A 23538-nucleotide genomic window follows, 5' to 3' on the forward strand; every position below is an offset into this window, starting at 1 on the left:
GCCGAAGCTCAGCGCTTGGAAACAGGCACGTATTCGCGCAGCGGAGCGCCCGTGTAGAGCTGGCGCGGGCGGCCGATGCGCTGGTGCGGATCCTCGATCATTTCGTTCCACTGCGCGATCCAGCCGACCGTGCGGGCGAGAGCGAACAGAACGGTGAACATGGTCGTGGGGAAGCCGAGAGCCTTCAGCGTGATGCCGGAGTAGAAGTCGACGTTCGGATAGAGCTTCTTCTCGATGAAATATTCATCGGTGAGAGCAATGCGCTCCAGCTCGATCGCGATGTCGAGCAACGGATCGTCCTTGATGCCGAGTTCGCCGAGAACCTCGTGCGCCGTCTTCTGCATGATCTTGGCGCGCGGATCGTAGTTCTTGTAAACGCGGTGGCCGAAGCCCATCAGACGGAACGGGTCGTTCTTGTCCTTGGCGCGGGCGATGAATTCCGGAATGCGGTCCACGGTGCCGATTTCGTTCAGCATGTTGAGCGCAGCTTCATTGGCGCCACCGTGAGCCGGACCCCAGAGGCAGGCAATGCCTGCTGCGATACAGGCGAACGGATTGGCGCCGGAAGAGCCTGCCAGGCGAACGGTCGAGGTCGAAGCATTCTGCTCGTGGTCGGCATGCAGGATGAAGATGCGGTCCATGGCGCGGGCCAGCACCGGATTGACGACATAGTCCTCGCACGGAACGGCAAAGCACATGCGCAGGAAGTTCGACGCATAGTCGAGGTCGTTCTTCGGATAAACGAAGGGCTGGCCGATGTGGTACTTGTAGGCCATCGCGGCGAGCGTCGGCATCTTGGCGATCATGCGCAGGCTCGCGACCATGCGCTGATGCGGATCGGTGATGTCGGTCGAGTCGTGATAGAAGGCGGAGAGCGCGCCGACACAGCCGCACATGACGGCCATCGGATGCGCGTCGCGACGGAAGCCCGTGAAGAAGCGCGACATCTGCTCGTGCACCATCGTATGGTGGGTCACACGATAGTCGAAATCCTTCTTCTGTGCCGTCGTCGGCAGTTCGCCGTAGAGAAGGAGGTAGCATACTTCGAGGAAATCGCCGTGTTCGGCCAGCTGATCGATCGGATAGCCGCGATGCAGCAGAACGCCTTCGTCGCCATCGATATAGGTAATGCTGGACTCGCACGACGCGGTGGATGTGAAGCCAGGATCGTAAGTGAAAGTGGAGGTGTTCTTATAAAGGGCACCAATATCAATGACACTTGGGCCGATGGTTCCGGTCTTCACCGGCAAGTCCACCGTCTTTTCGCCCCAAGTTAGTTTCGCGCTTTGTTCCGTCATGCTGATCCTCCAAGATTTGGCGGGATTGACGCCATAAAAAGCGCCAAAAGGTTAAGCGACTACCGACTAGCTATATGATCCCGAGGCTAATGCCAAGTTATCCTAACGCCGAATTGTGCATTGCAGTATCAACTTTTGGGCACTGCGTCGGCGGCGCTGATCATGCGATGCCGGGAGAGCGGCCTCATTTACCGGCACACATGTCGATTTCGGTTGAAATCCCTGCATGGTGACGGCAAGAATCGCGCAGAAGCTGTAGTTTTGCGTGGGGGCAGCGGCGAGTGCCTAATTTGGAGGCATCGGAACAGCAGGAGGAGGGCCGGGATGTCGCCGCACCGTTGCGGCCTCGCCCCGCCATTGCCGCGATCGCCTTACGTGCCAAAGCGCGACAACGGGAGCGGACGCAGGACCAGGCGCCGCTGACATCTCGTTTCCTTCGGATTCTGAAGCGGCTTCAACTCGGTATCAGGGACCTGATCGAGGAGGAGGCGGCATACGGACGCGCCATCCTGTTCGCGCCGATCTATATGGGGATCGGCGCGATCTTCTGGTTCAAGGCCGGCAACGACCCGCCTCCGCAGGCGGTGATTGCAGGCTTGCTGCTCTTTGCCGGCGGCTTCGTGTTCAGGCGGGAAGTGGGCAGGGTGTCTCGCCATCTGCTTTTCGCCGGCATGCTCATTTGCCTGGGCATGGCGCTGGCGCAATGCGAAAGCTGGCGGGCTTCCACGGTGATGCTCGATTCGGCGGTGACGACGACCGTTACCGGCCAGGTCGAGCGGCGCGAATCCTATGACAACGGCGGCTGGCGCTATGTCGTTCGTGTCGAGGCGACCGAAAAGCCCAGCATTCGCAGGTCGCCGCAGCGAGTCACGATCTTCGTGCGTAAACAGGCGGATGCTTTCGATCTCGGCGATCGCATCCAGGGCAGGGCGCGTCTGACGCCTCCTGCCGGGCCGGCCTTGCCCGGTCTCAACGACTTCGCATTCAGTTCCTATTTCAACGGTATCGGAGCGAACGGCTTCGCTTACGGCACGCCGAAACTGTTGTCTCCGGCTGATGACAATGCGGCGGGTTCGTTGCTCGACATGGCCGATATCAGACTTGCCGCCCTTCGCAACAGCATAGGCGACAGGATAAGGCAAACCTTGCCCGGTGACACCGGCGCTTTTGCTGCGGCACTTGTCACCGATGAGAGACGAGCGATCTCCAAGGACACGACCGAGGCGCTGAGAATTGCCGGCCTCACCCACATCATCGCAATTTCGGGTTTGAACATGGCGCTCTCGGCCGGCATCTTCTATGTCGGCCTGCGCTATCTGTTCAGCCTGTTCCCCGGCGTCGTGCAGGCGTGGCCTACCAAGAAATTCGCGGCATTCGGCGCGCTTGTCACGGTGACGGCCTATTACCTCATTTCCGGTTTCGGCGTGTCGGCGGAGCGCGCTTTCATCATGATGGCGATCATGCTGGTTGCCGTCCTTCTCGACCGGCCATCGCTCAGCCTCCGCAACGTGGCGTTATCCGCCATCGTCATTCTCATCCTTTCGCCGTCGCAGGTGCTCGGCCCGAGCTTCCAGATGTCCTATGCCGCAACCCTGGCGCTGGTGTCCGGCTATTCGCTGTGGAAGCGGCGGCGGCATCGGGAAAGCATTCTCTCGCGGTTCCGCGTGCTGAGCCCGCTGCTGTTTGTTTCGCGCTTCTTTGGCGGCGTGCTGTCGACCTCGTTCATCGGCGGCGCGTCGACGGCCATATTCTCGATCGAGCATTTTCACCGCCTGGCGACATACGGTCTCGCCGCCAATCTTGCGGCCATGCCGGTGGTTTCCTTCATCGTCATGCCGTTTGGCATGGCGGCGATGATGCTCATGCCGCTTGGTCTCGACGGCCCTTTCTGGAACGTCACCGGGGAGGGGCTGGAGCTCGTCATCGTGATTGCCAAAACCGTGGCCGGCTGGGGCGGGGACATCACCTTCGGCCGCCAGCCGGGCTGGCTGATGCCGACATTCATTGTCGGCTTCCTGATCATGAGCATGCTGCGGACCAGGCTTCGCCATTTGGGCTTGGTGCTGTCGCTTTCATCCGTCGGCGCGGCGGCATTCGGCTCCGGCGTGCCGAAGCCGGATCTGATGATCTCCGAAGACGGTGTTCTCGTCGCTCTGCGTCAGGACGCCATACTGGCCACCAACCGCGAACGGCCGCAGGCCTTCATCTTCGAACAATGGCAAAAGGCGCTGGTTGCACCTGAATATCAGCCGCCGACCATTCTTCCTGGCGACAGCCGGCTTCCTCATGTCAGCAAGTCGGATCGCCACCGACGGCTAAGCCGTGAAGAGGAGAGCGCCGTTCGCAAGGCAATGGAAGAGGCTCTTGACCGTACCATGCAGGGAAGCTTCGCCTGCCAGAAAGGCGCATGGTGCGTGGCCATGCTCGAAAACGGCGCCATGCTCGTCACCATCGAAAACGCAGCCTATCTGCCTCCGGCTTGCGATACGGCAAATATCGTCGTGACACCCATCCGGCTGCGGCTGGATCATTGCCGCTCCGGCGCCATGCTCATAACCGGCGCCACATTACGGCAAACCGGTTCCATCGAAATGGCGCTTGCCACCGACAAACCTGTTGTTTCCGCAGCGTTCGAAAACCCCCAACGGCCGTGGACGCGGCATCGAACCTACGATTGGCGCACGGATAAATTCGGCACGCCAGCCAGGCCCGTGCCGACGGTTAGTGATAGCGCCGAATGAGACCGACGAGCTTGCCCTGGACCTTGACGCGATCCGGTCCGAAAATGCGGGTTTCATAGGCCGGATTGGCGGCTTCCAGCGCAATGGAGGCGCCCTTGCGGCGAAAGCGCTTCAGGGTTGCTTCCTCGTCGTCGACAAGAGCGACCACGATATCACCCGGATTGGCTGTCGTTGAATTGCGGATGATGACGGTGTCGCCGTCAAAAATTCCGGCATCGATCATCGAATCGCCCCTGACTTCCAGCGCATAATGCTCGCCGGAGCCGAGCATGTCGGCGGGAACGGTAATGTCGTGCGTGTTGTTCTGGATGGCGGAAATCGGAACGCCGGCAGCGATACGCCCCATGACCGGCACCGAGGCCGAACCGTTGTGATCGTCATTCGCAACCTTCGCCGGCGCGGGGGGAGCGACCGGTTGAGGCTTGCCGAGACTGCCTTCGATGATACTGGGCGAAAAGCCGCGTCGCGGCTGCAGGCTTGGATTATAGGCTTCCGGCAGTTTGATGACCTCCAGCGCTCTTGCTCTATTCGGCAGGCGGCGGATGAAACCGCGCTCTTCTAGAGCCGTGATCAGGCGGTGAATGCCGGACTTGGATGCCAGATCCAGCGCGTCCTTCATCTCGTCGAAAGACGGCGGGACGCCGGATTCCTTCATGCGTTCGTGAATGAACAAAAGCAGTTCCTGCTGCTTGCGCGTCAACATCGTCTTGGAACCCCAGAATCAAGAAAAGGTCGTGAAACAAATCCAGAACGGACACTATATGTTCCATATGTGTTCCGCAAGTACTTAAATTTCGGTAAAACCTTGTGCGGCCAATTAAATAATTACCACTGTCGAATGAAGCGGCTGAATACCCAAGAGGGGTACATGTGGGCTAACCTGCCGATAAATATGGAAAATGCTGTCACGGCTGCTTCCGCGGCGTTCCAGTTCCATGGTGACGTTGGATTCGTGAATGCACGCGAAATCGCGGCGGATAGACCGGCTGGAAGAGAGAATCAGCTATCCCGTCGCCGGGATTGCCGTCTTCTTTGCCGCCATATCCCAAGGTTCTTGCTTCCATCTTGAATCAGGCGTTGGATGGGCGCAAATCTGCTCTGGCAGGAACACAGGAAAAGCCATGACCTCGTCACCGCATCCGCTGGATCATCTCGTGCTGCCCACCGTCAATATTGCCTTGGCGCGTGAACGCTTGGGCAAGCTCGGTTTCACGGTGGCCCCCGATGCGCGTCATCCTTTCGGCACCGAGAATGCCTGCGTCTTCCTTGCCGACAAGACCTATCTCGAACCTTTGGGCGTGGCCTCCCAGGAGCAGTGCGAGGCGAGCCTCGCGGAGGGCAACGTCTTCGTCGCGCGCGATCAGGCCTACCGCTTTCGTGTGGGTGAGGATGGCTTCTCGGCCGTCGTCTTCGGGTCGGACGATGCTGTTGCCGATGATGAGCGGTTCAAGGCAGCCGCGATCTCGGCCGGGCGGATGCTGGATTTTTCCCGGCCCATGAGAATGCCGGACGGAACGGAAACTGTCGCCGGCTTTCGCCTTGCCTTCGCGGCCGATCTGCGCGCGCCCGATCTTCTCGCCTTCTGCTGCCAGCGCATCAATCCCTTGCCGGCAGACCGCGGCGTGCTGGAGCGTCATGAAAACGGCGTGACCGGAATTGCGCGGGTGGCGCTTTCCGCGCCGAAGCCGGCGGCCTATCGCAGCTTTCTCGAAGAGGTTATCGGCGGCCCGCGCGTATCGGAACATTCCTTCGGATTGACGGTCAAGGCGGCCAATGCGGATCTTGAAATTTTGACGCCGGAAGGAATGGAAGCGTTTTACGATTTGCCGGTCTCCCCGGAAGATCCGGGGCTTCGTGCGCGCGCAATCCTTTTCAAAACGCGCGATCTTTCCGTGACATCGTCGCATTTCGCTGCTAACGGCGTCACCTACACGCGTAAGAACAATCGTATATTGGCGAGGTTTGCGCCCGGACAGGGCGCATTGTTCGCCTTCGAGGAGATAGCATGAGCACGAATTCCGAAGTGACCGTCGGCGAGGGTGCCTCCAAGGTCCTGTTTTCCAACGCCGCCAAGCTGTCGCTGATTGCCGGTCCCTGCCAGATGGAAAGCCGCGACCATGCTTTCATGGTCGCCGGCGTCCTGAAAGAGCTCTGCGGCAAGCTCGGCATCGGCCTCGTCTACAAGTCCTCCTTCGACAAGGCCAACCGTACGTCCTTGTCCGGCAAGCGCGGCATCGGCCTGGAAAAGGCGCTGGAAGTCTTTGCCGATCTCAAGAAGGAGTATGGCTTTCCGGTATTGACCGACATTCATACGGAAGAGCAGTGCGCCATCGTTTCGAAGACGGTCGATATCCTGCAGATTCCGGCCTTCCTGTCGCGTCAGACGGATCTTCTGGTTGCGGCTGCGAAGACCGGTCGTGTCGTCAACGTCAAGAAGGGGCAGTTCCTCGCTCCCTGGGACATGAAGAACGTGCTGGCCAAGCTCAATGACAGCGGCAATCCGAACATCCTCCTGTGCGAGCGTGGCGCCTCCTTCGGCTACAATACCCTCGTCTCCGACATGCGCTCGCTGCCGATCATGGCGGCGATGGGCGCGCCGGTCATCTTCGATGCGACCCATTCGGTACAGCAGCCGGGCGGGCAGGGTGGCTCCACCGGCGGCGACCGCCGATTCGTCGAGACTCTGGCGCGCGCCGCCGTTGCCGTCGGCGTTGCCGGCGTGTTCGTCGAGACGCACGAGGATCCGGATAACGCGCCCTCGGACGGTCCGAACATGGTCTATCTGAAGGACATGCCGCGCCTTCTGGAAAAGCTGCTGGCCTTCGACGCCATCGCCAAGGCCTGAGAAATAACCGACATTCAACAGGCTGACATGAAATTGCGCTACGCGGCCTTCAGGAGTGTCACAGATTGGGCGCGCGGAACAGCATTGTAATTTCCGCGCCTTCGACTAAGACGATTTAAATCGATTTATAAACCAGCGAGCAGGAAGCTATCATGACCGCAATCACCGACATTATCGCCCGCGAGATTCTCGACAGCCGTGGCAACCCGACTGTCGAAGTCGATGTCTACCTCGAAGACGGCAGCATGGGCCGCGCGGCGGTTCCGTCGGGCGCGTCGACCGGCGCGCATGAAGCCGTCGAGCTTCGCGATGGCGGCAAGCGCTACCACGGCAAGGGCGTGGAAAAGGCCGTCGAAGCGGTCAACTCCGAGATCTTCGATGCGATCGGCGGCATGGACGCTGAAAACCAGATCCAGCTCGACAATATCATGATCGAGCTCGACGGCACGCCGAACAAGTCGCGTCTCGGCGCCAACGCCATCCTCGGCGTTTCGCTTGCCGTCGCCAAGGCCGCTGCCCAGAGCGCAAACCTGCCGCTTTACCGCTACGTCGGCGGTGCGCATGCCCGCCTCCTGCCGGTTCCGATGATGAACATCATCAACGGCGGTGCCCATGCCGACAACCCGATCGACTTCCAGGAATTCATGATCCTGCCGATCGGCGCAGACTCCATCCGCGATGCCGTTCGCATGGGTTCTGAAGTCTTCCACGTCCTGAAGAAGGAACTGGCTTCGCAGGGCCATAATACCAACGTCGGCGACGAAGGCGGCTTCGCACCGGGCCTCTCCAGTGCTCCGGCAGCCCTGGATTTCATCATGAAGTCGATTGAGAAAGCCGGCTACAAGCCGGGCGAAGAAATCGCCCTCGGCCTCGATTGCGCCTCGACGGAGTTCTTCAAGGACGGCAAGTACGTGCTGGAAGGCGAAGGCCGCACGCTGGAACCCGGCGCGATGGCCGAATATCTGGCCGAACTTGCCGCCAAGTACCCGATCGTTTCGATCGAGGACGGCATGGCTGAAGACGACTGGGAGGGCTGGAAGACGTTGACTGACCTGATCGGCAAGAAGACCCAGCTGGTCGGCGACGACCTGTTCGTCACCAACTCCGCCCGCCTGCGCGACGGTATCCGCATGGGCGTTGCCAACTCGATCCTCGTCAAGGTCAACCAGATCGGTTCGCTGACAGAAACCCTCGATGCGGTCGAAACCGCGCACAAGGCCAATTACACGGCTGTGATGTCGCACCGCTCCGGCGAAACGGAAGACTCCACGATCGCCGATCTCGCCGTCGCCACCAACTGCGGACAGATCAAGACCGGCTCGCTGTCGCGCTCCGACCGTCTTGCCAAGTACAACCAGCTCATCCGTATCGAGGAAGCGCTCGGCCCGCAGGCGAAATATGCCGGCCGCTCCATCCTGCGCAGCTGATGTTCGATGCGCAGGACCCGTTCGGGCTTGCGGCCATATCATCCGTTGAAATCGAACCGCGCCCTCGGGCGCGGTTTTTTGTTGCCTTGCGCAGTTAGAGTCAACGGACGGTTAATCTCTGCCGGTTAGATTGGCTGTAGGTGTTTGATTTGACGCGATCTTCTTCGAAGGCGGCATCGGCTTTGAAGTAAGGTTGCCTAAGCCGGGATGTTTCGAGCGAGCATGTGGACAAAGTATCATAAGAAGAGAAGGTTCGGCCGTTTCGTTCTTCCCGCCATTACCATCGCTTTTGTGAGTTACTTCGGTTATCATTGTATCCATGGTGACTACGGCCTGAAGGCGACCGAGGTTTTCGAACAGCGCCGCATCGACCGCAGCAAGGAATTGGCGGATCTCGTCGCCAGGCGCGAGCACCTCGAAAAGGAGGTTGCTTTGTTGAGCGACGGCTCGCTGGACAAGGATATGCTCGATCAGTATGCGCGCTATCAGCTGACCTATTCCAAGGCGAACGAAATCGTCATCTTCAACAAATAGCCGCAATTAACCGAATTCAGGTTAATCGTTTTTTCCTTAGATATTTCAATAATTTACAAAGAATATGAGCCATGCAATTATAGCATTGCTGTGGCGGACAATCTTGCCTATGTTAGATTTCGTTATAGAACGAGGCTACTCACATAGGGAGGGTTGAATGGCGCCGCGAAAGAACGCGTCCGTTTCCAGCCGTAAGACGGCATCAAGGCCAGCCAAGGAAACCAATGGCGGTCCGATCGCAGATTTCGATCGTGATGCGGAACTCAAGGCTTATCGTGAGATGCTCCTGATCCGCCGCTTCGAGGAAAAAGCCGGCCAGCTTTACGGCATGGGCTTCATCGGCGGCTTCTGTCACCTTTACATCGGCCAGGAAGCTGTCGTTGTCGGCATGCAGATGGCGCTGAAGGACGGCGACCAGGTCATTACCGGCTATCGCGACCACGGTCACATGCTGGCGACCGGCATGAACGCGCGCGGCGTCATGGCCGAGCTCACCGGACGCCAGGGCGGCTATTCCCGAGGGAAGGGCGGCTCCATGCACATGTTCTCCAAGGAAAAGAATTTCTACGGCGGCCATGGCATCGTCGGCGCGCAGGTTTCGCTCGGCACCGGTCTGGGCTTTGCTAACTGGTATCGCGGCAATGACAATGTCAGCGTCGCCTATTTCGGCGACGGTGCTGCCAACCAGGGCCAGGTCTATGAGAGCTTCAACATGGCGCAGCTGTGGAAGCTGCCGGTGATTTTCGTCATCGAGAACAACCGCTATGCCATGGGCACCTCGACGGCGCGCGCCACCGCGCAGGCCGATTTCTCCAAGCGCGGCGCCTCCTTCGGCATTCCGGGCATCCAGGTCGATGGCATGGACGTTCGCGCCGTCAAGGCGGCTGCCGACGAAGCCGTTGCGCACTGCCGCTCCGGCAAGGGCCCGATCATCCTGGAAATGCTGACCTACCGTTATCGCGGCCACTCCATGTCGGATCCGGCTAAATACCGCTCCAAGGACGAAGTGCAGAAGATGCGCTCCGAGCATGACCCGATCGAGCAGGTTCGTGTTCGCCTTCTCGAAAAGGGCTGGGCGACCGAGGACGATCTGAAGGATATCGACAAGGATGTCCGCGAAATCGTCGCCGACAGCGCCGATTTCGCCCAGAACGATCCGGAGCCGGATGCATCCGAGCTCTACACCGACATTCTGCTCTAAATCGGGGAGGGACGATCCATGCCCATCGACATTCTCATGCCCGCCCTTTCTCCGACCATGGAAGAGGGTACACTTTCGAAATGGCTCAAGAAGGAAGGCGACAAGGTCGTTTCCGGTGATGTCATTGCCGAAATCGAAACCGACAAGGCCACCATGGAAGTGGAAGCCGTCGACGAAGGCACGATCGGCAAGCTGCTGATCGACGCCGGCACCGAAGGCGTCAAGGTCAACACCAAGATCGCCATCCTGCTGCAGGACGGCGAATCGGCCGATGCCATTTCTTCGGCCAAGGCCGCACCTGCCGCCGAGCCGGCAAAGACGGAAGCGCCCGTCGCCGCTCCGGCGCCGGCAGCCGCGCCGGTTCCCGCTCAGCCGAAGGTTGCCGCAGCAGCCGATCCGGAAATTCCGGCCGGCACCGAAATGGTGTCGATGACGGTGCGCGAAGCGCTGCGCGACGCCATGGCCGAGGAAATGCGCGCCAACCCGGACGTCTTCGTCATGGGTGAGGAAGTGGCCGAATATCAGGGCGCCTACAAGGTAACCCAGGGCCTGTTGCAGGAATTCGGCGACCGCCGCGTCATCGACACCCCGATCACCGAGCACGGCTTTGCCGGTATCGGCGTCGGCGCCGCCATGGCGGGCCTCCGCCCGATCGTCGAGTTCATGACCTTCAACTTCGCCATGCAGGCGATCGACCAGATCATCAACTCCGCCGCCAAGACGCTCTATATGTCCGGCGGCCAGATGGGCGCTCCGATCGTCTTCCGTGGCCCGAACGGTGCGGCAGCCCGCGTCGGCGCCCAGCACAGTCAGGACTACGCGGCCTGGTACAGCCACATTCCGGGCCTCAAGGTCGTCATGCCCTACACGGCAGCCGACGCCAAGGGTCTCCTGAAGGCTGCCATCCGCGATCCGAACCCGGTCATCTTCCTCGAAAACGAAATTCTCTACGGTCAGCACTTCGATGTGCCGAAGCTGGATAATTTCGTCCTGCCGATCGGCAAGGCCCGCATTCACCGTCCGGGCAAGGACGTAACGGTCGTCTCCTTCGGCATCGGCATGACCTATGCCATCAAGGCGGTCGCCGAGCTGGAAGCCCAGGGCATCGATGTCGAACTCATCGATCTGCGTACCATCCGCCCGATGGACCTGCCGACGATCATCGAGTCGGTCAAGAAGACCGGGCGTCTGGTCACCGTCGAGGAAGGTTATCCGCAGTCCTCCGTCGGCACGGAAATCGCCACCCGCGTCATGCAGCAGGCCTTCGACTATCTCGACGCGCCGATCCTGACGATCGCCGGCAAGGACGTACCCATGCCATACGCCGCCAACCTCGAAAAGCTGGCGCTCCCGAGCGTCGCCGAAGTGGTCGATGCGGTGAAGGCCGTTTGCTACAAATAAGGGGAGGGCTTATCGATGCCTATCAACATCACCATGCCTGCCCTCTCGCCGACCATGGAAGAGGGCAACCTCGCCAAGTGGCTGGTCAAGGAAGGCGACAAGATCAAGTCCGGCGACGTGATCGCCGAGATCGAGACTGACAAGGCAACGATGGAAGTCGAGGCCGTCGATGAAGGCACCGTCGCCAAGATCGTCGTTCCTGCCGGCACGGAAGGCGTGAAGGTCAATGCCTTGATCGCCGTGCTTGCCGCCGATGGCGAAGATGTCGCGGCTGCAGCTTCCGGCGCTGGCGCCGCTGCTGCACCGGCGCCCAAAGAAGCTCCGAAGGCGGAGGCAACCCCGGCGGCCGCTCCCGCCGCAGCGCCTGCTCCGGCAAGCGTTTCGGCTCCTGCTGCACCCGCCCCGGCACCCTCGGCATCGGCTCCGGCCGCAAACGACGGTCATCGCACCTTCGCGTCGCCGCTTGCACGCCGTCTGGCCAAGGAAGCCGGCATCGATGTGACTGCCGTTTCCGGTTCCGGTCCTCATGGTCGCGTGGTCAAGAAGGATATCGAAGCTGCTGTTTCCGGCGGCACCGCCAAAGCCGCTCCTGCAGCTGCACCGGCCGCGCAACCGCCTGCCGCTGCCGCCGCTCCGGCCGCGCCGAAGGGCATGTCGGACGATGCCGTCCTCAAGCTGTTCGAGCAGGGTTCCTACGAACTCGTGCCGCATGACGGCATGCGCAAGACCATCGCCAAGCGCCTGCAGGAATCCAAGCAGACGATCCCGCACTTCTACGTTTCGGTCGATTGCGAACTCGACGCGCTGCTGGCGCTCCGCACGCAGCTCAACGATTCCGCTCCGAAGTCGAAGGATGGCGTTCCGGCCTACAAGCTTTCGGTCAACGACATGGTCATCAAGGCCCTGGCGCTGGCATTGCGCGACGTTCCGGATGCCAACGTTTCCTGGACCGACAGCGCCATGGTCAAGCATAAGCATGCCGATGTCGGCGTCGCCGTTTCCATTCCGGGCGGCCTGATCACCCCGATCATCCGCAGCGCCGAGCAGAAGACGCTCTCGACCATCTCCAACGAGATGAAGGACTACGGCAAGCGCGCCAAGGAGCGCAAGCTGAAGCCCGAGGAGTATCAGGGCGGTACGACCGCCGTGTCGAACATGGGCATGATGGGCGTCAAGAACTTCGCTGCCGTCGTCAACCCGCCGCATGCGACCATCCTGGCCGTCGGCGCGGGCGAACAGCGTGTCATCGTCAAGAAGGGCGAAATGGCGATCGCAACCGTGATGACCGTCACGCTGTCGACCGACCACCGCGCCGTCGACGGTGCGCTCGGTGCCGAGCTCCTGGCCGCCTTCAAGGGTTACATCGAAAATCCGATGGGGATGCTCGTCTGAGCCTTGTTCTGACACGGAGGCATGAATGACCAAGACTGTTCTGTGTTACGGCGACTCGCTGACATGGGGCTATAGCGCCGAGACGGTCGGCCGTCATGCCTATGAAGATCGATGGCCGAGCGTGCTGCAAAAGGCGCTCGGCGATCAGGTGCGCGTCATCCCGGAAGGGTTGAACGGCCGCACGACGGCGTTCGACGATCATCTCGCCGACTGTGATCGCAACGGCGCGCGGATTCTTCCGACGATCCTGCAGACTCACAATCCGCTCGATCTCGTCATCATCATGCTCGGCACCAACGACATGAAGCCGGTCGTGGCCGGCTCGGCCTTTGCCGCTTTGCAGGGTATCAGCCGCTTGATCCAGCTGGTGCGCAATCATGCCTGGGGGTTCGATTACGAGGTGCCCGATATCCTCATCGTCGCCCCGCCGGCAATCTCCGAGACGGCCAATCCCGCCTTCGCGGCCAGCTTTCTCGGCGCAGTCCAGGAATCGAGCAAGCTGCCGACGCTTTACAGCGATCTGGCCGATGAACTGGGCTGCGGCTTCTTCGATGCCAATTCGGCCGCCGTCACCACGCCGCTCGACGGCGTGCATCTCGATGCGGAAAATACCCGGGCGCTCGGTCGCGGCCTCGAGCCGATCGTGCGGATGATGCTCGGTCTCTGATACAGTCAAGGCGCCGGCTCCGATCCGCCGCCACCAATAAGGCAGGAAACACATGGCTGAGAATTACGACGTCATTATCATCGGCTCCGGTCCGGGCGGTTATGTCGCCGCCGTGCGCGCCGGCCAGCTTGGCCTGAAGACCGCGATCGTCGAGCGCGAGCACCTGGGCGGCATCTGCCTCAACTGGGGCTGCATACCCACGAAGGCGCTGCTCCGCTCGGCTGAAATTCTCGATCACTCCAACCATCTGAAGGATTACGGCCTCGTTCTCGAAGGCAAGGTAAGCCCCGATGTGAAGGCGGTCGTCGCCCGTTCGCGCGGCGTCTCTGCTCGCCTTAACACCGGCGTCGGCTTCCTGATGAAGAAGAACAAGGTCGATGTGATCTGGGGCGAAGCCAAGATCACCAAGCCCGGCGAGATCGTCGTCGGCAAATCGACCAAGCCTGTCGTAGAGCCGCAGCATCCGCTGCCGAAGAACGTCAAGGGCGAAGGCACCTATACCGCCAAGCACATCATCATTGCCACCGGCGCCCGTCCGCGCGCTCTGCCCGGCATCGAGCCGGACGGCAAGCTGATCTGGACTTATTTCGATGCGCTGAAGCCGGACTTTTTGCCGAAATCACTGCTCGTCATGGGCTCGGGCGCCATCGGCATCGAGTTCGCGAGCTTCTATCGCTCGATGGGCGTCGACGTCACCGTCGTCGAAGTCATGCCTACGATCATGCCGGTCGAGGATGCCGAAATCTCCGGCATCGCCCGCAAGCAGCTTGAAAAGCGCGGGCTGAAGATCTTCACCAAGGCAAAGGTCACGAAGGTCGACAAGGCTGCCAACTCGATCACCGCCCATGTCGAGACCGAAGACGGCAAGGTGCAGCAGATCGTTGCCGACCGCATGATCTCGGCTGTCGGCGTGCAGGGCAACATCGAGAACCTCGGTCTCGAGGCGCTCGGCGTCAAGACCGACCGCGGCTGCATCGTCATCGACGGCTATGGCAAGACCAACGTGCCGGGCATCTACGCCATCGGCGACGTCGCCGGTCCGCCGATGCTGGCGCACAAGGCCGAGCATGAGGGCGTCGTCTGCATCGAGAAGATCGCCGGCCTGCCGAACGTTCATCCAACCGACAAGGGCAAGGTTCCGGGCTGCACCTATTGCCAGCCGCAGGTTGCCTCGGTCGGCCTGACGGAAGCCAGGGCCAAGGAACTCGGCCGCGATATTCGTGTCGGCCGCTTTTCCTTTGCCGCAAACGGCAAGGCAATCGCGCTTGGCGAAGATCAGGGGCTTTGCAAGGTGATCTTCGACAAGAAGACCGGCGAGCTTTTGGGCGCACATATGGTCGGCGCCGAAGTGACCGAACTCATTCAGGGCTTCGTCGTCGCCATGAACCTGGAGACGACGGAGGAAGAGCTGATGCACACGATCTTCCCGCATCCGACCGTTTCCGAAACGATGAAGGAAGCTGTGCTGGACGCCTATGGCCGGGCGCTGAACGCTTGATAATTTCCTGCCACGCCCTTTATCCGAAGGGTGGAAAACAGGAAAGGAAATCAACATGTCTATCACGACGGAAGGTTGGGTCGTCTTTCTTCTCATCGGTCTGGTCGCCGGCTTTCTGGCGAGCCTGGTGGTCGGGGGAGGCGGGCTCATCAGCTGCCTGGTGAGCGGCGTGATCGGCGCTTTCGTGGGCGGTTTCCTGTTCCATTGGTTCGGGATTTCGCTCGGCATTCAAAATGCGCTGGTGGTGGAAATCATCCATGCCACCGTCGGCGCGATCATTGTGGTGCTATTGGCGAGATTGATCGCCTAGAGCAATTTCAGGAAAAGTGCGCAGCGGTTTTCCGTCCGGAATTGCGAAAAACAGAAGGATGGGGCATTTCCGTGACTCCCTTTGGAAACGGAAATGTCCTGAGATCGGGGATGTGATGGAAAGTGTCGGCTGGCTGGGTCTGGTCATCATCGGCGGTCTCGCGGGCTGGCTCGCAGGCAAGCTGATGGACGCGCGCTACGGCATCATCCTGAACATCGTCCTCGGCATTGCCGGCTCGGTCGTGGCGGCAGGGCTTATGGTGGCCCTGCATGTCAGTGCGCCAGGTGGCCGGCTTGGCTTTTTCATCACCGGTTTCATCGGTGCATGCATTCTGATATTCCTCGCCAAAGCCGCTCGGCGATGAAGGGCCGCATCTAGGCGGCGGAAAGTAGACGTTTCATGGTCACGATACTCGACAGGATCAACCCCGATGCGAAGCGCGTCAGGCATCCGGAGAAGGCGCACAAGCCGGATACGGAAGTCCTGCGCAAGCCGGACTGGATCCGCGTGAAGGCGCCGACATCGAAGGGCTATGCCGAAACCCGCTCGATCGTGAAGGAGCATAAGCTCGTCACGGTCTGCGAGGAGGCGGGATGCCCGAATATCGGCGAGTGCTGGGACAAGAAGCACGCCACGTTCATGATCATGGGCGAGATCTGTACGCGCGCCTGCGCCTTCTGCAATGTCGCGACAGGCAAGCCGAACGCGCTCGACATGGCGGAGCCGGAGAATATCGCCAAGGCCGTCAAGGAGATGGGGCTCAGCCACGTTGTCATCACCTCTGTCGATCGTGACGATTTGGCAGACGGCGGCGCCGAGCATTTCGAGAAGGTCATCTGGGCGATCCGCGCCGCGTCGCCGGCAACGACGATCGAGATCCTGACACCGGACTTTCTGAAGAAGCCGGGTGCGCTGGAGCGCGTCGTCGCCGCCAAGCCCGATGTCTTCAACCACAACATGGAGACCGTACCGGGGAACTATCTGACGGTTCGTCCCGGCGCTCGCTATTTCCATTCGGTCCGCCTGCTGCAGCGCGTCAAGGAACTGGACCCGACCATGTTCACCAAGTCCGGCATCATGGTCGGCCTCGGAGAAGAGCGCAACGAAGTGCTTCAGCTGATGGACGACCTGCGCACCGCCGATGTCGACTTCCTGACCATCGGCCAGTATCTGCAGCCGACGCGCAAGCACCATCAGGTGATGAAATTCGTCACGCCGGAAGAATTCAAGTCCTATGAGACCGTGGCCTACACAAAGGGTTTTCTCATGGTGTCCTCAAGCCCGCTGACCCGCTCGTCGCATCATGCGGGCGACGATTTCGAGCGGCTGCGTGCCGCTCGCGCCAAGAAGCTGCTGATGGCGGCCGAATAAGCCGGATGGCATCGAGGCTTGCCTTTTGAACGAACCGCGGCGATTGTGCCGCGGCTTTTGTTTGTGCTGTTTTTGCTTGCATATGGGCGGAATGGAGAACATGCCGCCGTTCGTTGCCGATGTCGGTGCTTTGGAGTCGCCTGTGGAGCTGGACCGTGGAGCAGATCGTCGCGCCGCAGGCGCTTGCCTATGTCGATATCGATCAGGGTGCCGCTCTTGTCAGGAAGGCGAACCGCATCCTCATCATGGGCTGTTCCGGCGGGGGTAAGTCGACCTTGTCGTTGAAGCTCGCCGCCCGCTTCGGTCTTGCCTACATCTCGATCGATCGCGACATTCTGTGGCTGCCGGGCTGGGTCGAGCGCGGCAAAGAGGAGCAGCGCGCCATCATCGTCGCCAAGGTGCGGGGCGAGCGCTGGATCATGGACGGAACCAACCCCTCGACATTCGACGTTCGCCTGCCGCGTACCGATCTCGTCATCTGGGTGCGGATGCCGCGTCTGCTTTGCGTCTGGGGCGTCGTCTCCCGCTGGATCAAATGGATGGGCCGCACACGCCCGGAAATGGCGCCAGGCTGCATCGAAAAGGTTGATTGGGAGTTTCTGCGCTTCATCTGGACATTCGAGGAGAAGTTCACGCCGCGCGTTCTTGCGGGTCTTGCCGCGCATGGCGCGGAGGTGCCCGTTTTGCAGGTGAAATCCCGCGGCGAAATGCGTCAGCTTCTTGATCTTCTTGGCGGTCCTGCTTAATTGCCGATCATGCCTCAGTTCGAAACCCATCGCCCCGTTCCGCATTCGCCTGACCAGATGTTCGACCTCGTCGCCGATGTCGAGCGCTACCCGGAGTTCCTGCCGCTTTGCGAGGCGCTCGTGGTCCGCAGCCGCAAGGAGCGCGACGGCAAGATCCTGCTGATCGCCGATATGACCGTCGGCTACAAGGCGATCCGCGAGACCTTCACGACGCAGGTGCTGTTGAACAAGGCGGAGCGCGCGATCGATGTGAAATACATCGACGGCCCCTTCAAGTATCTCGACAATCGCTGGCGCTTTCAGCCGTCGGAAAATGGCGGCTGCGTCATCGATTTCTTTATCGACTACGAGTTCAAGAGCCGCATTCTCGGTGCCCTGATGGGATCGATGTTCGATCGGGCCTTCCGCATGTTTACGGATGCCTTCGAGACGCGCGCGAACAAGATCTACGCCTGACCGGACGGTGTCACCGACCGAGCGCGACGAGCATCTCCAGCGCCGTTTTCAAGGTGGCGAGCCTGACATTGTCGCGGCCGATATCGCCATAGCGCATTTCGCGATGAATCAGCGTGCCGTTGCGCGCCTTCGCGGCGAGGTGGACGAGGCCGACAGGTTTTTCCGCGGAGCCGCCGCCGGGGCCGGCAACACCGGTAACGGCCACGGCAAAATCGGCTCGTGAGCGGAAGAGGGCACCGTGCACCATCTGCAGCGCCGTTTCCTTCGAGACCGCGCCGAATTGCGCAAGGGTCTGCTCCTGAACGCCCAGCATCTCCATCTTGGCGGTATTGGTGTAGGTCACGAAGCCGCGATCGACCACGGCGGACGAGCCGGGAATTTCCGTCAGCGCTCCGGCGATCAGCCCGCCGGTACAGGATTCTGCCGTCGCGACCATCCAGCCCTTTGCCGTGAAGTCTGTGACGATCTTTTGCGCAAGCGCGAGAATTTCATCGGGGAAATGCATTATGCCTTGCCTCCGCGATAGACCACCGTCGCCGTCGCAATGGCCGCGATGCCCTCGCGGCGGCCGACGAAGCCGATTTTCTCATTTGTCGTTGCCTTGACCGAGCAGCGATCGATGCTGATGCCCAGAAACTCCGAAAGCCTGGCGCGCATGACATCGCGATGCGGCCCGATCTTCGGCGCTTCGGCGATCAGCGAGACATCCGCATTCATGATGGTGCCGCCACGCTCGCGCACGATCTTGGCGGCATGCTCGATGAAGATGCGGGATGACGCGCCCTTCCATTGCGGATCGGAGGGCGGAAAATGGTCGCCGATATCGCCGGCGCCGCAGGTGGCGAGCAGGGCATCCGTCAGGGCATGCAGGGCGACATCGGCATCCGAGTGGCCCTTCAGCTTCTGGTCATGCGGGATGAAAACGCCGCAAAGCGTGACGCCGTCGCCGGGTTCCAGCTGATGCACGTCATAGCCGTTGCCGGTGCGCACGTCGGGCAGCAGGCCGGCACTGAGCTTTTCATCGGCCATGGCAATATCCCTCCTGATCGTCAGTTTCACGTTGTCGGCGCTGCCGGCTACCAACGTCACCGGCAAGTTACACCATTCCGCAATCGCCGCATCGTCGGTGAAATCGCTTCTGCCGTTGGCAGCGGCTTCTTCATGGGCGGCGAGAATATCGGCAAAGCGGAAGGATTGCGGCGTCTGCGCGGCGTGAAGCCCGCTGCGGGACACGGTGTCCACGACCAGCCCGCTTTCGTCGCCGCGCTTCAATGTGTCGGTGACGGGCATGGCGGGCAGCACGGCCGGCGCACCGTCTGCCAGCGCCGCGGCAACACGATCCAGCAGATCGTGGTCGAAGAAAGGGCGCACGGCATCGTGAATCATCACATGCGTTACACCGCTTCCCGCAAGCTGCCGAAGCCCGGAAAGCACGGATTGCTGGCGCGTCGCGCCGCCGAAGGCGATCTCGATTTCAGGCAACCCGGCAACCTGCTCCAGCGCCGACCGCAGCAGTGTTTCATCGTCGCGATGGATGACCACGACGATCCTCGACGCGTGCGGCCATGTCACGAATCTTTCAAGCGTATGCGTAATAACCGCCTTGCCGCCGATCGGGCGATATTGCTTGGGACCTTCTTCCGGAGATCCCGCGCGTTCGCCACGCCCGGCGGCAACGATCACGATTCCCACCGACAGCGGTTGCGTTGCGTGCATTTGCGTCATAAACCCCCGAAGAATGAAAGGCCCGGTCTCCGGCATGGCTTTGAAAAGTGTAGCGCTTTCCTGTAAGCAAGCACATGCTAAATGGATGGCCGAACCGGGACCCTGCGTCAGCAGGGTCTAGCGCCTCAACCGAGCATTTTCCAGCATTTGCCCAAAAAATATCGGCATTCTCGGAAACCTCTTGGCAAACTTTTAAAGCGTGTCTAAAAATAGTGCAGATGTACAGTGTGCCCGAAAGATAATCATTTGCTTTCTCCCAAGCTTGCAGCCTCGTTCTCCATCGGTTTCGTGCCTATCCGAAATCGCGTGATTCTCGCGCCGATGTCGGGCGTGACCGATCTCCCTTTCCGGCAGCTTGCCTTGCGTTACGGCGCCGGGCTTGTCGTCACGGAAATGGTTGCAAGTCGCGAACTCGTGCAGGACACGCCTGAATCCTGGGCACGCCTGAAGAGCGCCGGATTGAAGCCGCATATGGTGCAGCTTGCCGGCCGCGAGGCCCATTGGATGGCCGAGGCCGCGAAGATCGCTGCCGACAATGGTGCCGATATCATCGATATCAATATGGGCTGCCCCGCCAAGAAGGTGATCGGCGGCTATTCCGGCTCGGCGCTGATGCGCGATCCGGATCATGCGCTGACATTGATCGAAGCGACGGTCGGCGCTGTGAGCGTTCCCGTCACGCTGAAGATGCGGCTCGGCTGGGATGAGAACACCATCAACGCGCCTCATATCGCGCGCCGTGCCGAAGAAGCCGGTATCCAGCTCGTGACCATTCATGGCCGCACGCGCATGCAGTTTTATGAGGGCAGGGCGGATTGGGATGCGATCCGCGCCGTGCGCGATGTCGTCTCCATTCCGCTTGTCGCCAATGGCGATGTCGAGACGGCGGAAGACGCTCAGGAAATCCTGCGGCGTTCGGGAGCCGATGCCGTCATGATCGGCCGAGGTTGCCAGGGCCGTCCGTGGCATGCGGGCGTTCTGGCCGGTCATCGCCAGCCAGGCCGCCAGGAGATCGTCGATATTGCACTCGAACACTACCGGATGATGCTGGAGTTCTACGGTGAAGCCGTCGGCATTCGCCATGCCCGCAAGCATCTGGCCTGGTATCTCGATCGGTATGCGCCGGCGACGCCAGGCGCCGACAAGGCGAAAATCATGACGTCGAAAGAAAGCGGCGAGGTAGCCGCATCGTTCCATGCGGCGCTGCAGGCAGGCGCTGATATCGCCCAGTGCGTCCAGGAGGCTGCATGACTTCGAAATCCAGCTCCGAGGCCGGGGACAACACGGCCAATTCCGTGGCCATGGCCGTTCTCAACGCGATCCAGAATCCGGTCGTGATGGTCGACGAGGCGGGGCTGATCGCCTTTGCCAATTGGGAGGCGGAAGCCTTTTTCGGCGCCAGCGCCTCGCATCTGTCGCGCTATAGGATTTCCACCTTCATCCCGTTCGGCAGCCCCTTGCTGGCGCTGATCGATCAGGTGCGCGAGCGCCGCGCGCCGGTCAACGAATATCGCGTCGACCTCAGCTCGCCGCGGCTGGGGCAGGACAAGCTGGTGGACCTTTACGTCGCACCGGTTTCCAGCAATCCCGGCTCCGTGGTGGTCGTATTCCAGGAACGTTCCATGGCGGACAAGATCGACCGGCAGCTGACCCATCGTGCCGCCGCCCGCTCGGTCACCGGGCTGGCTTCCATGCTGGCGCACGAGATCAAGAATCCGCTGTCGGGCATTCGCGGCGCCGCACAGTTGCTGGAGCAATCGGTCGAGGATGACGACCGTGCGCTGACGCGTCTCATCTGCGACGAGACGGACCGCATCGTATCGCTGGTCGATCGCATGGAGGTCTTTTCCGACGAGCGTCCGGTCGATCGTGTCCCGGTCAATATTCATTCCGTCCTCGATCATGTAAAAGCCATCGCCAAGGCCGGCTTTGCCCGCAACATCAAGATTTCCGAGAACTATGATCCGTCGCTTCCGGCGGTTTTCGCAAACCGGGACCAGCTCATTCAGGTTTTCCTCAATCTGGTGAAGAATGCTGCCGAAGCGGTCGGAGACCGGCAGGACGGCGAAATCATGCTGACGACGGCCTATCGCCCGGGCATCCGGCTTTCTGTTGCCGGCACCCGCGAGAAAATCTCCTTGCCGCTGGAATTTTGCGTCATCGACAATGGTCCCGGCGTGCCGTCCGATCTGGTGCCGCATCTGTTCGATCCTTTCATCACCACGAAGACGAATGGAACCGGCCTCGGCCTTGCGCTGGTCGCCAAGATCATCGGCGATCACGGCGGTATCGTCGAATGCGACAGCCAGAACCATCGCACCACTTTCCGCGTTCTGATGCCAGCCTCCAAAGGCATCACCCTAGACGATGCCCCCCTTCCGAACTCTACAGGGACTACTCGATGACAGCCACGATCCTTGTCGCCGATGACGATGCGGCCATCCGTACCGTGCTCAACCAGGCACTGAGCCGAGCGGGTTACGATGTGCGCATTACGTCCAACGCCGCCACGCTCTGGCGCTGGGTCTCCGCCGGCGAGGGCGACCTCGTCGTAACCGATGTCGTCATGCCCGACGAAAACGCATTCGACCTGCTGCCGCGCATCAAGAAGGCACGGCCGGATCTGCCTGTCCTCGTCATGAGCGCGCAGAATACCTTCATGACGGCGATCAAGGCATCCGAGAAGGGCGCTTACGATTATCTGCCGAAGCCGTTCGACCTGACGGAATTGATCGCGATCGTCGGCAGGGCATTGTCCGAGCCGAAGCGCAAGCCGGCGAAGATCGATGACGACATGCAGGACGGCATGCCGCTTGTCGGCCGTTCCGCCGCGATGCAGGAAATCTATCGTGTGCTCGCGCGCCTGATGCAGACCGATCTCACGCTGATGATTACCGGCGAATCCGGCACCGGCAAGGAACTGGTCGCACGCGCCCTGCATGATTACGGCAAGCGCCGCAACGGCCCTTTCGTGGCGATCAACATGGCGGCGATCCCGCGTGATCTGATCGAATCCGAGTTGTTCGGCCATGAGAAAGGCGCTTTCACCGGCGCGCAGACCCGCTCGACCGGCCGCTTCGAGCAGGCCGAGGGCGGTACCCTGTTTCTCGATGAAATCGGCGACATGCCGATGGATGCGCAGACCCGCCTGTTGCGCGTGCTGCAGCAGGGCGAGTACACGACCGTCGGCGGCCGCACGCCGATCCGCACCGATGTCCGCATCGTCGCCGCCACCAACAAGGACCTGAAGCAGGCGATCAACCAGGGCCTGTTCCGCGAGGATCTTTATTACCGTCTCAATGTCGTGCCGCTGCGCCTGCCGCCGCTGCGTGACCGCGCCGAGGACATTCCCGATCTCGTGCGCCACTTCATACAGCAGGCGGAGAAGGAGGGCCTTGGCTCCAAGCGCTTCGACCAGGAGGCGCTCGAGCTGATGAAGGCCTATCCCTGGCCCGGCAACGTCCGAGAGCTGGAAAATCTGATCCGCCGGCTGATGGCGCTCTATCCGCAGGATGTCATCACCAAGGAGATCATCGACGCGGAACTGCGGGCCGATGTGCCCGACAGCCCGATCGAGAAAGGTCCCGTACGCACCGGCACGATGACGATAGCCCAGGCCGTCGAGGAAAATATGCGGACCTATTTTGCCGGCTTCGGCGACAATCTCCCGCCCCCGGGTCTTTATGATCGCGTGCTGACGGAAATGGAGTACCCGCTGATTCTCGCCGCGTTGACCGCCACGCGCGGCAATCAGATCAAGGCGGCCGATCTTCTGGGCCTCAACCGCAATACGCTGCGCAAAAAGATCAGAGAACTGGGTGTTTCCGTATACAGAAGCTCCCGCACGGCTTGACAACGCAATCCGATGCGTTGCATTTTCGCCACAATGCGTTGCTTAAAGGTCACGCAGCAGATTCGTCGTTTTT

22 protein-coding genes are annotated in these 23538 nt (G+C 60.9%); 18 read left to right on the forward strand and 4 right to left on the reverse strand.

All coding sequences use genetic code 11. The annotated features are described in order from the left end of the window. Nucleotides 1-8: 8 nt before the first annotated feature. Complete coding sequence (gltA, locus tag ACJJVH_RS05965; protein ID WP_112340833.1) at nt 9-1298, reverse strand: citrate synthase; 1290 nt, start codon at nt 1296-1298, stop codon at nt 9-11. Nucleotides 1299-1588: 290 nt separating this feature from the next. Between gltA and ACJJVH_RS05970 the strand changes: the two genes are divergently transcribed. After that, nucleotides 1589-4039, forward strand: coding sequence for a ComEC/Rec2 family competence protein (locus ACJJVH_RS05970; RefSeq protein WP_412065137.1), 2451 nt, complete (start codon nt 1589-1591; stop codon nt 4037-4039). Here ACJJVH_RS05970 and lexA read toward each other — a convergent pair. Then, complete coding sequence (lexA, locus tag ACJJVH_RS05975) at nt 4020-4742, reverse strand: transcriptional repressor LexA (protein ID WP_112796248.1); 723 nt, start codon at nt 4740-4742, stop codon at nt 4020-4022. The genes ACJJVH_RS05970 and lexA overlap by 20 nt on opposite strands. A 418-nt stretch (nt 4743-5160) precedes the next feature. Here lexA and ACJJVH_RS05980 point away from each other — a divergent pair, with 418 nt between their 5' ends. The 14 genes from ACJJVH_RS05980 to ACJJVH_RS06045 all read left to right on the forward strand — a co-directional run bounded on the left by ACJJVH_RS05980 (nt 5161) and on the right by ACJJVH_RS06045 (nt 17887). Continuing rightward, on the forward strand, nt 5161-6048 hold the full coding sequence (locus tag ACJJVH_RS05980; protein WP_412064899.1) for a VOC family protein: 888 nt from the start codon (nt 5161-5163) through the stop codon (nt 6046-6048). Beyond that, the gene (gene kdsA, locus ACJJVH_RS05985) at nt 6045-6884 is read left to right on the forward strand and encodes a 3-deoxy-8-phosphooctulonate synthase (protein ID WP_412064900.1); all 840 of its coding nucleotides are present in this window, start codon (nt 6045-6047) and stop codon (nt 6882-6884) included. The genes ACJJVH_RS05980 and kdsA overlap by 4 nt, the downstream gene beginning before the upstream one ends. 152 nt (nt 6885-7036) lie before the next feature. Further along, nucleotides 7037-8311, forward strand: coding sequence for a phosphopyruvate hydratase (gene eno, locus ACJJVH_RS05990; protein ID WP_112796242.1), 1275 nt, complete (start codon nt 7037-7039; stop codon nt 8309-8311). A 222-nt stretch (nt 8312-8533) separates the two neighbouring features. Further along, nucleotides 8534-8845 (forward strand): FtsB family cell division protein, encoded by a 312-nt coding sequence (locus tag ACJJVH_RS05995; RefSeq protein WP_112796240.1) that lies wholly within the window; start codon nt 8534-8536, stop codon nt 8843-8845. Nucleotides 8846-9002: 157 nt separating this feature from the next. Then, nucleotides 9003-10046 carry a pyruvate dehydrogenase (acetyl-transferring) E1 component subunit alpha gene (gene pdhA / locus ACJJVH_RS06000; protein ID WP_112796238.1) on the forward strand — a complete coding sequence of 348 codons (1044 nt, stop codon included), beginning with the start codon at nt 9003-9005 and terminating at the stop codon, nt 10044-10046. Between the two features lie 18 nt (nt 10047-10064). After that, nucleotides 10065-11447 carry a pyruvate dehydrogenase complex E1 component subunit beta gene (locus tag ACJJVH_RS06005; protein ID WP_112796236.1) on the forward strand — a complete coding sequence of 461 codons (1383 nt, stop codon included), beginning with the start codon at nt 10065-10067 and terminating at the stop codon, nt 11445-11447. A 15-nt stretch (nt 11448-11462) separates the two neighbouring features. After that, nucleotides 11463-12839, forward strand: coding sequence for a pyruvate dehydrogenase complex dihydrolipoamide acetyltransferase (locus ACJJVH_RS06010; protein ID WP_412064901.1), 1377 nt, complete (start codon nt 11463-11465; stop codon nt 12837-12839). Nucleotides 12840-12864: 25 nt separating this feature from the next. Next, entirely contained in the window at nt 12865-13506 is a 642-nt protein-coding gene (locus ACJJVH_RS06015; RefSeq protein WP_112796232.1) for an SGNH/GDSL hydrolase family protein, read from the forward strand. Between the two features lie 52 nt (nt 13507-13558). Then, nucleotides 13559-15004 (forward strand): dihydrolipoyl dehydrogenase, encoded by a 1446-nt coding sequence (lpdA, locus tag ACJJVH_RS06020; RefSeq protein WP_412064902.1) that lies wholly within the window; start codon nt 13559-13561, stop codon nt 15002-15004. Between the two features lie 55 nt (nt 15005-15059). Next, entirely contained in the window at nt 15060-15314 is a 255-nt protein-coding gene (locus ACJJVH_RS06025; protein ID WP_112796230.1) for a GlsB/YeaQ/YmgE family stress response membrane protein, read from the forward strand. 115 nt (nt 15315-15429) lie between these two features. Beyond that, a complete protein-coding gene (locus ACJJVH_RS06030) occupies nt 15430-15678 on the forward strand; it encodes a GlsB/YeaQ/YmgE family stress response membrane protein (protein ID WP_113358014.1) in 249 nt (82 codons plus the stop codon). 35 nt (nt 15679-15713) lie between these two features. After that, entirely contained in the window at nt 15714-16685 is a 972-nt protein-coding gene (lipA, locus tag ACJJVH_RS06035) for a lipoyl synthase (RefSeq protein ID WP_112796227.1), read from the forward strand. Between the two features lie 155 nt (nt 16686-16840). Further along, complete coding sequence (locus ACJJVH_RS06040) at nt 16841-17431, forward strand: AAA family ATPase (RefSeq protein ID WP_412064903.1); 591 nt, start codon at nt 16841-16843, stop codon at nt 17429-17431. A 9-nt stretch (nt 17432-17440) separates the two neighbouring features. Continuing rightward, nucleotides 17441-17887 (forward strand): type II toxin-antitoxin system RatA family toxin, encoded by a 447-nt coding sequence (locus tag ACJJVH_RS06045; RefSeq protein WP_113385150.1) that lies wholly within the window; start codon nt 17441-17443, stop codon nt 17885-17887. A 10-nt stretch (nt 17888-17897) separates the two neighbouring features. Here ACJJVH_RS06045 and ACJJVH_RS06050 read toward each other — a convergent pair whose 3' ends face one another. After that, entirely contained in the window at nt 17898-18392 is a 495-nt protein-coding gene (locus tag ACJJVH_RS06050; protein ID WP_412064904.1) for a CinA family protein, read from the reverse strand. After that, nucleotides 18392-19612 (reverse strand): bifunctional 2-C-methyl-D-erythritol 4-phosphate cytidylyltransferase/2-C-methyl-D-erythritol 2,4-cyclodiphosphate synthase, encoded by a 1221-nt coding sequence (locus ACJJVH_RS06055; RefSeq protein WP_412064905.1) that lies wholly within the window; start codon nt 19610-19612, stop codon nt 18392-18394. The genes ACJJVH_RS06050 and ACJJVH_RS06055 overlap by 1 nt, the downstream gene beginning before the upstream one ends. A gap of 225 nt (nt 19613-19837) precedes the next feature. Here ACJJVH_RS06055 and dusB point away from each other — a divergent pair, with 225 nt between their 5' ends. From dusB to ntrC, 3 genes are read left to right on the forward strand one after another with little or no spacing between them, the layout of a single operon-like run. Then, nucleotides 19838-20863 (forward strand): tRNA dihydrouridine synthase DusB, encoded by a 1026-nt coding sequence (dusB, locus tag ACJJVH_RS06060; RefSeq protein WP_412064906.1) that lies wholly within the window; start codon nt 19838-19840, stop codon nt 20861-20863. Beyond that, complete coding sequence (locus ACJJVH_RS06065) at nt 20860-22017, forward strand: two-component system sensor histidine kinase NtrB (protein WP_112796220.1); 1158 nt, start codon at nt 20860-20862, stop codon at nt 22015-22017. The genes dusB and ACJJVH_RS06065 overlap by 4 nt, the downstream gene beginning before the upstream one ends. Next, nucleotides 22014-23465 (forward strand): nitrogen regulation protein NR(I), encoded by a 1452-nt coding sequence (gene ntrC, locus ACJJVH_RS06070; protein ID WP_112796218.1) that lies wholly within the window; start codon nt 22014-22016, stop codon nt 23463-23465. The genes ACJJVH_RS06065 and ntrC overlap by 4 nt, the downstream gene beginning before the upstream one ends. Nucleotides 23466-23538: the final 73 nt, after the last annotated feature.

Origin of the sequence: Rhizobium sp. SYY.PMSO, assembly GCF_046840415.1 — a bacterium.
In the GTDB taxonomy this organism is placed as follows: Bacteria; Pseudomonadota; Alphaproteobacteria; order Rhizobiales; family Rhizobiaceae; genus Rhizobium.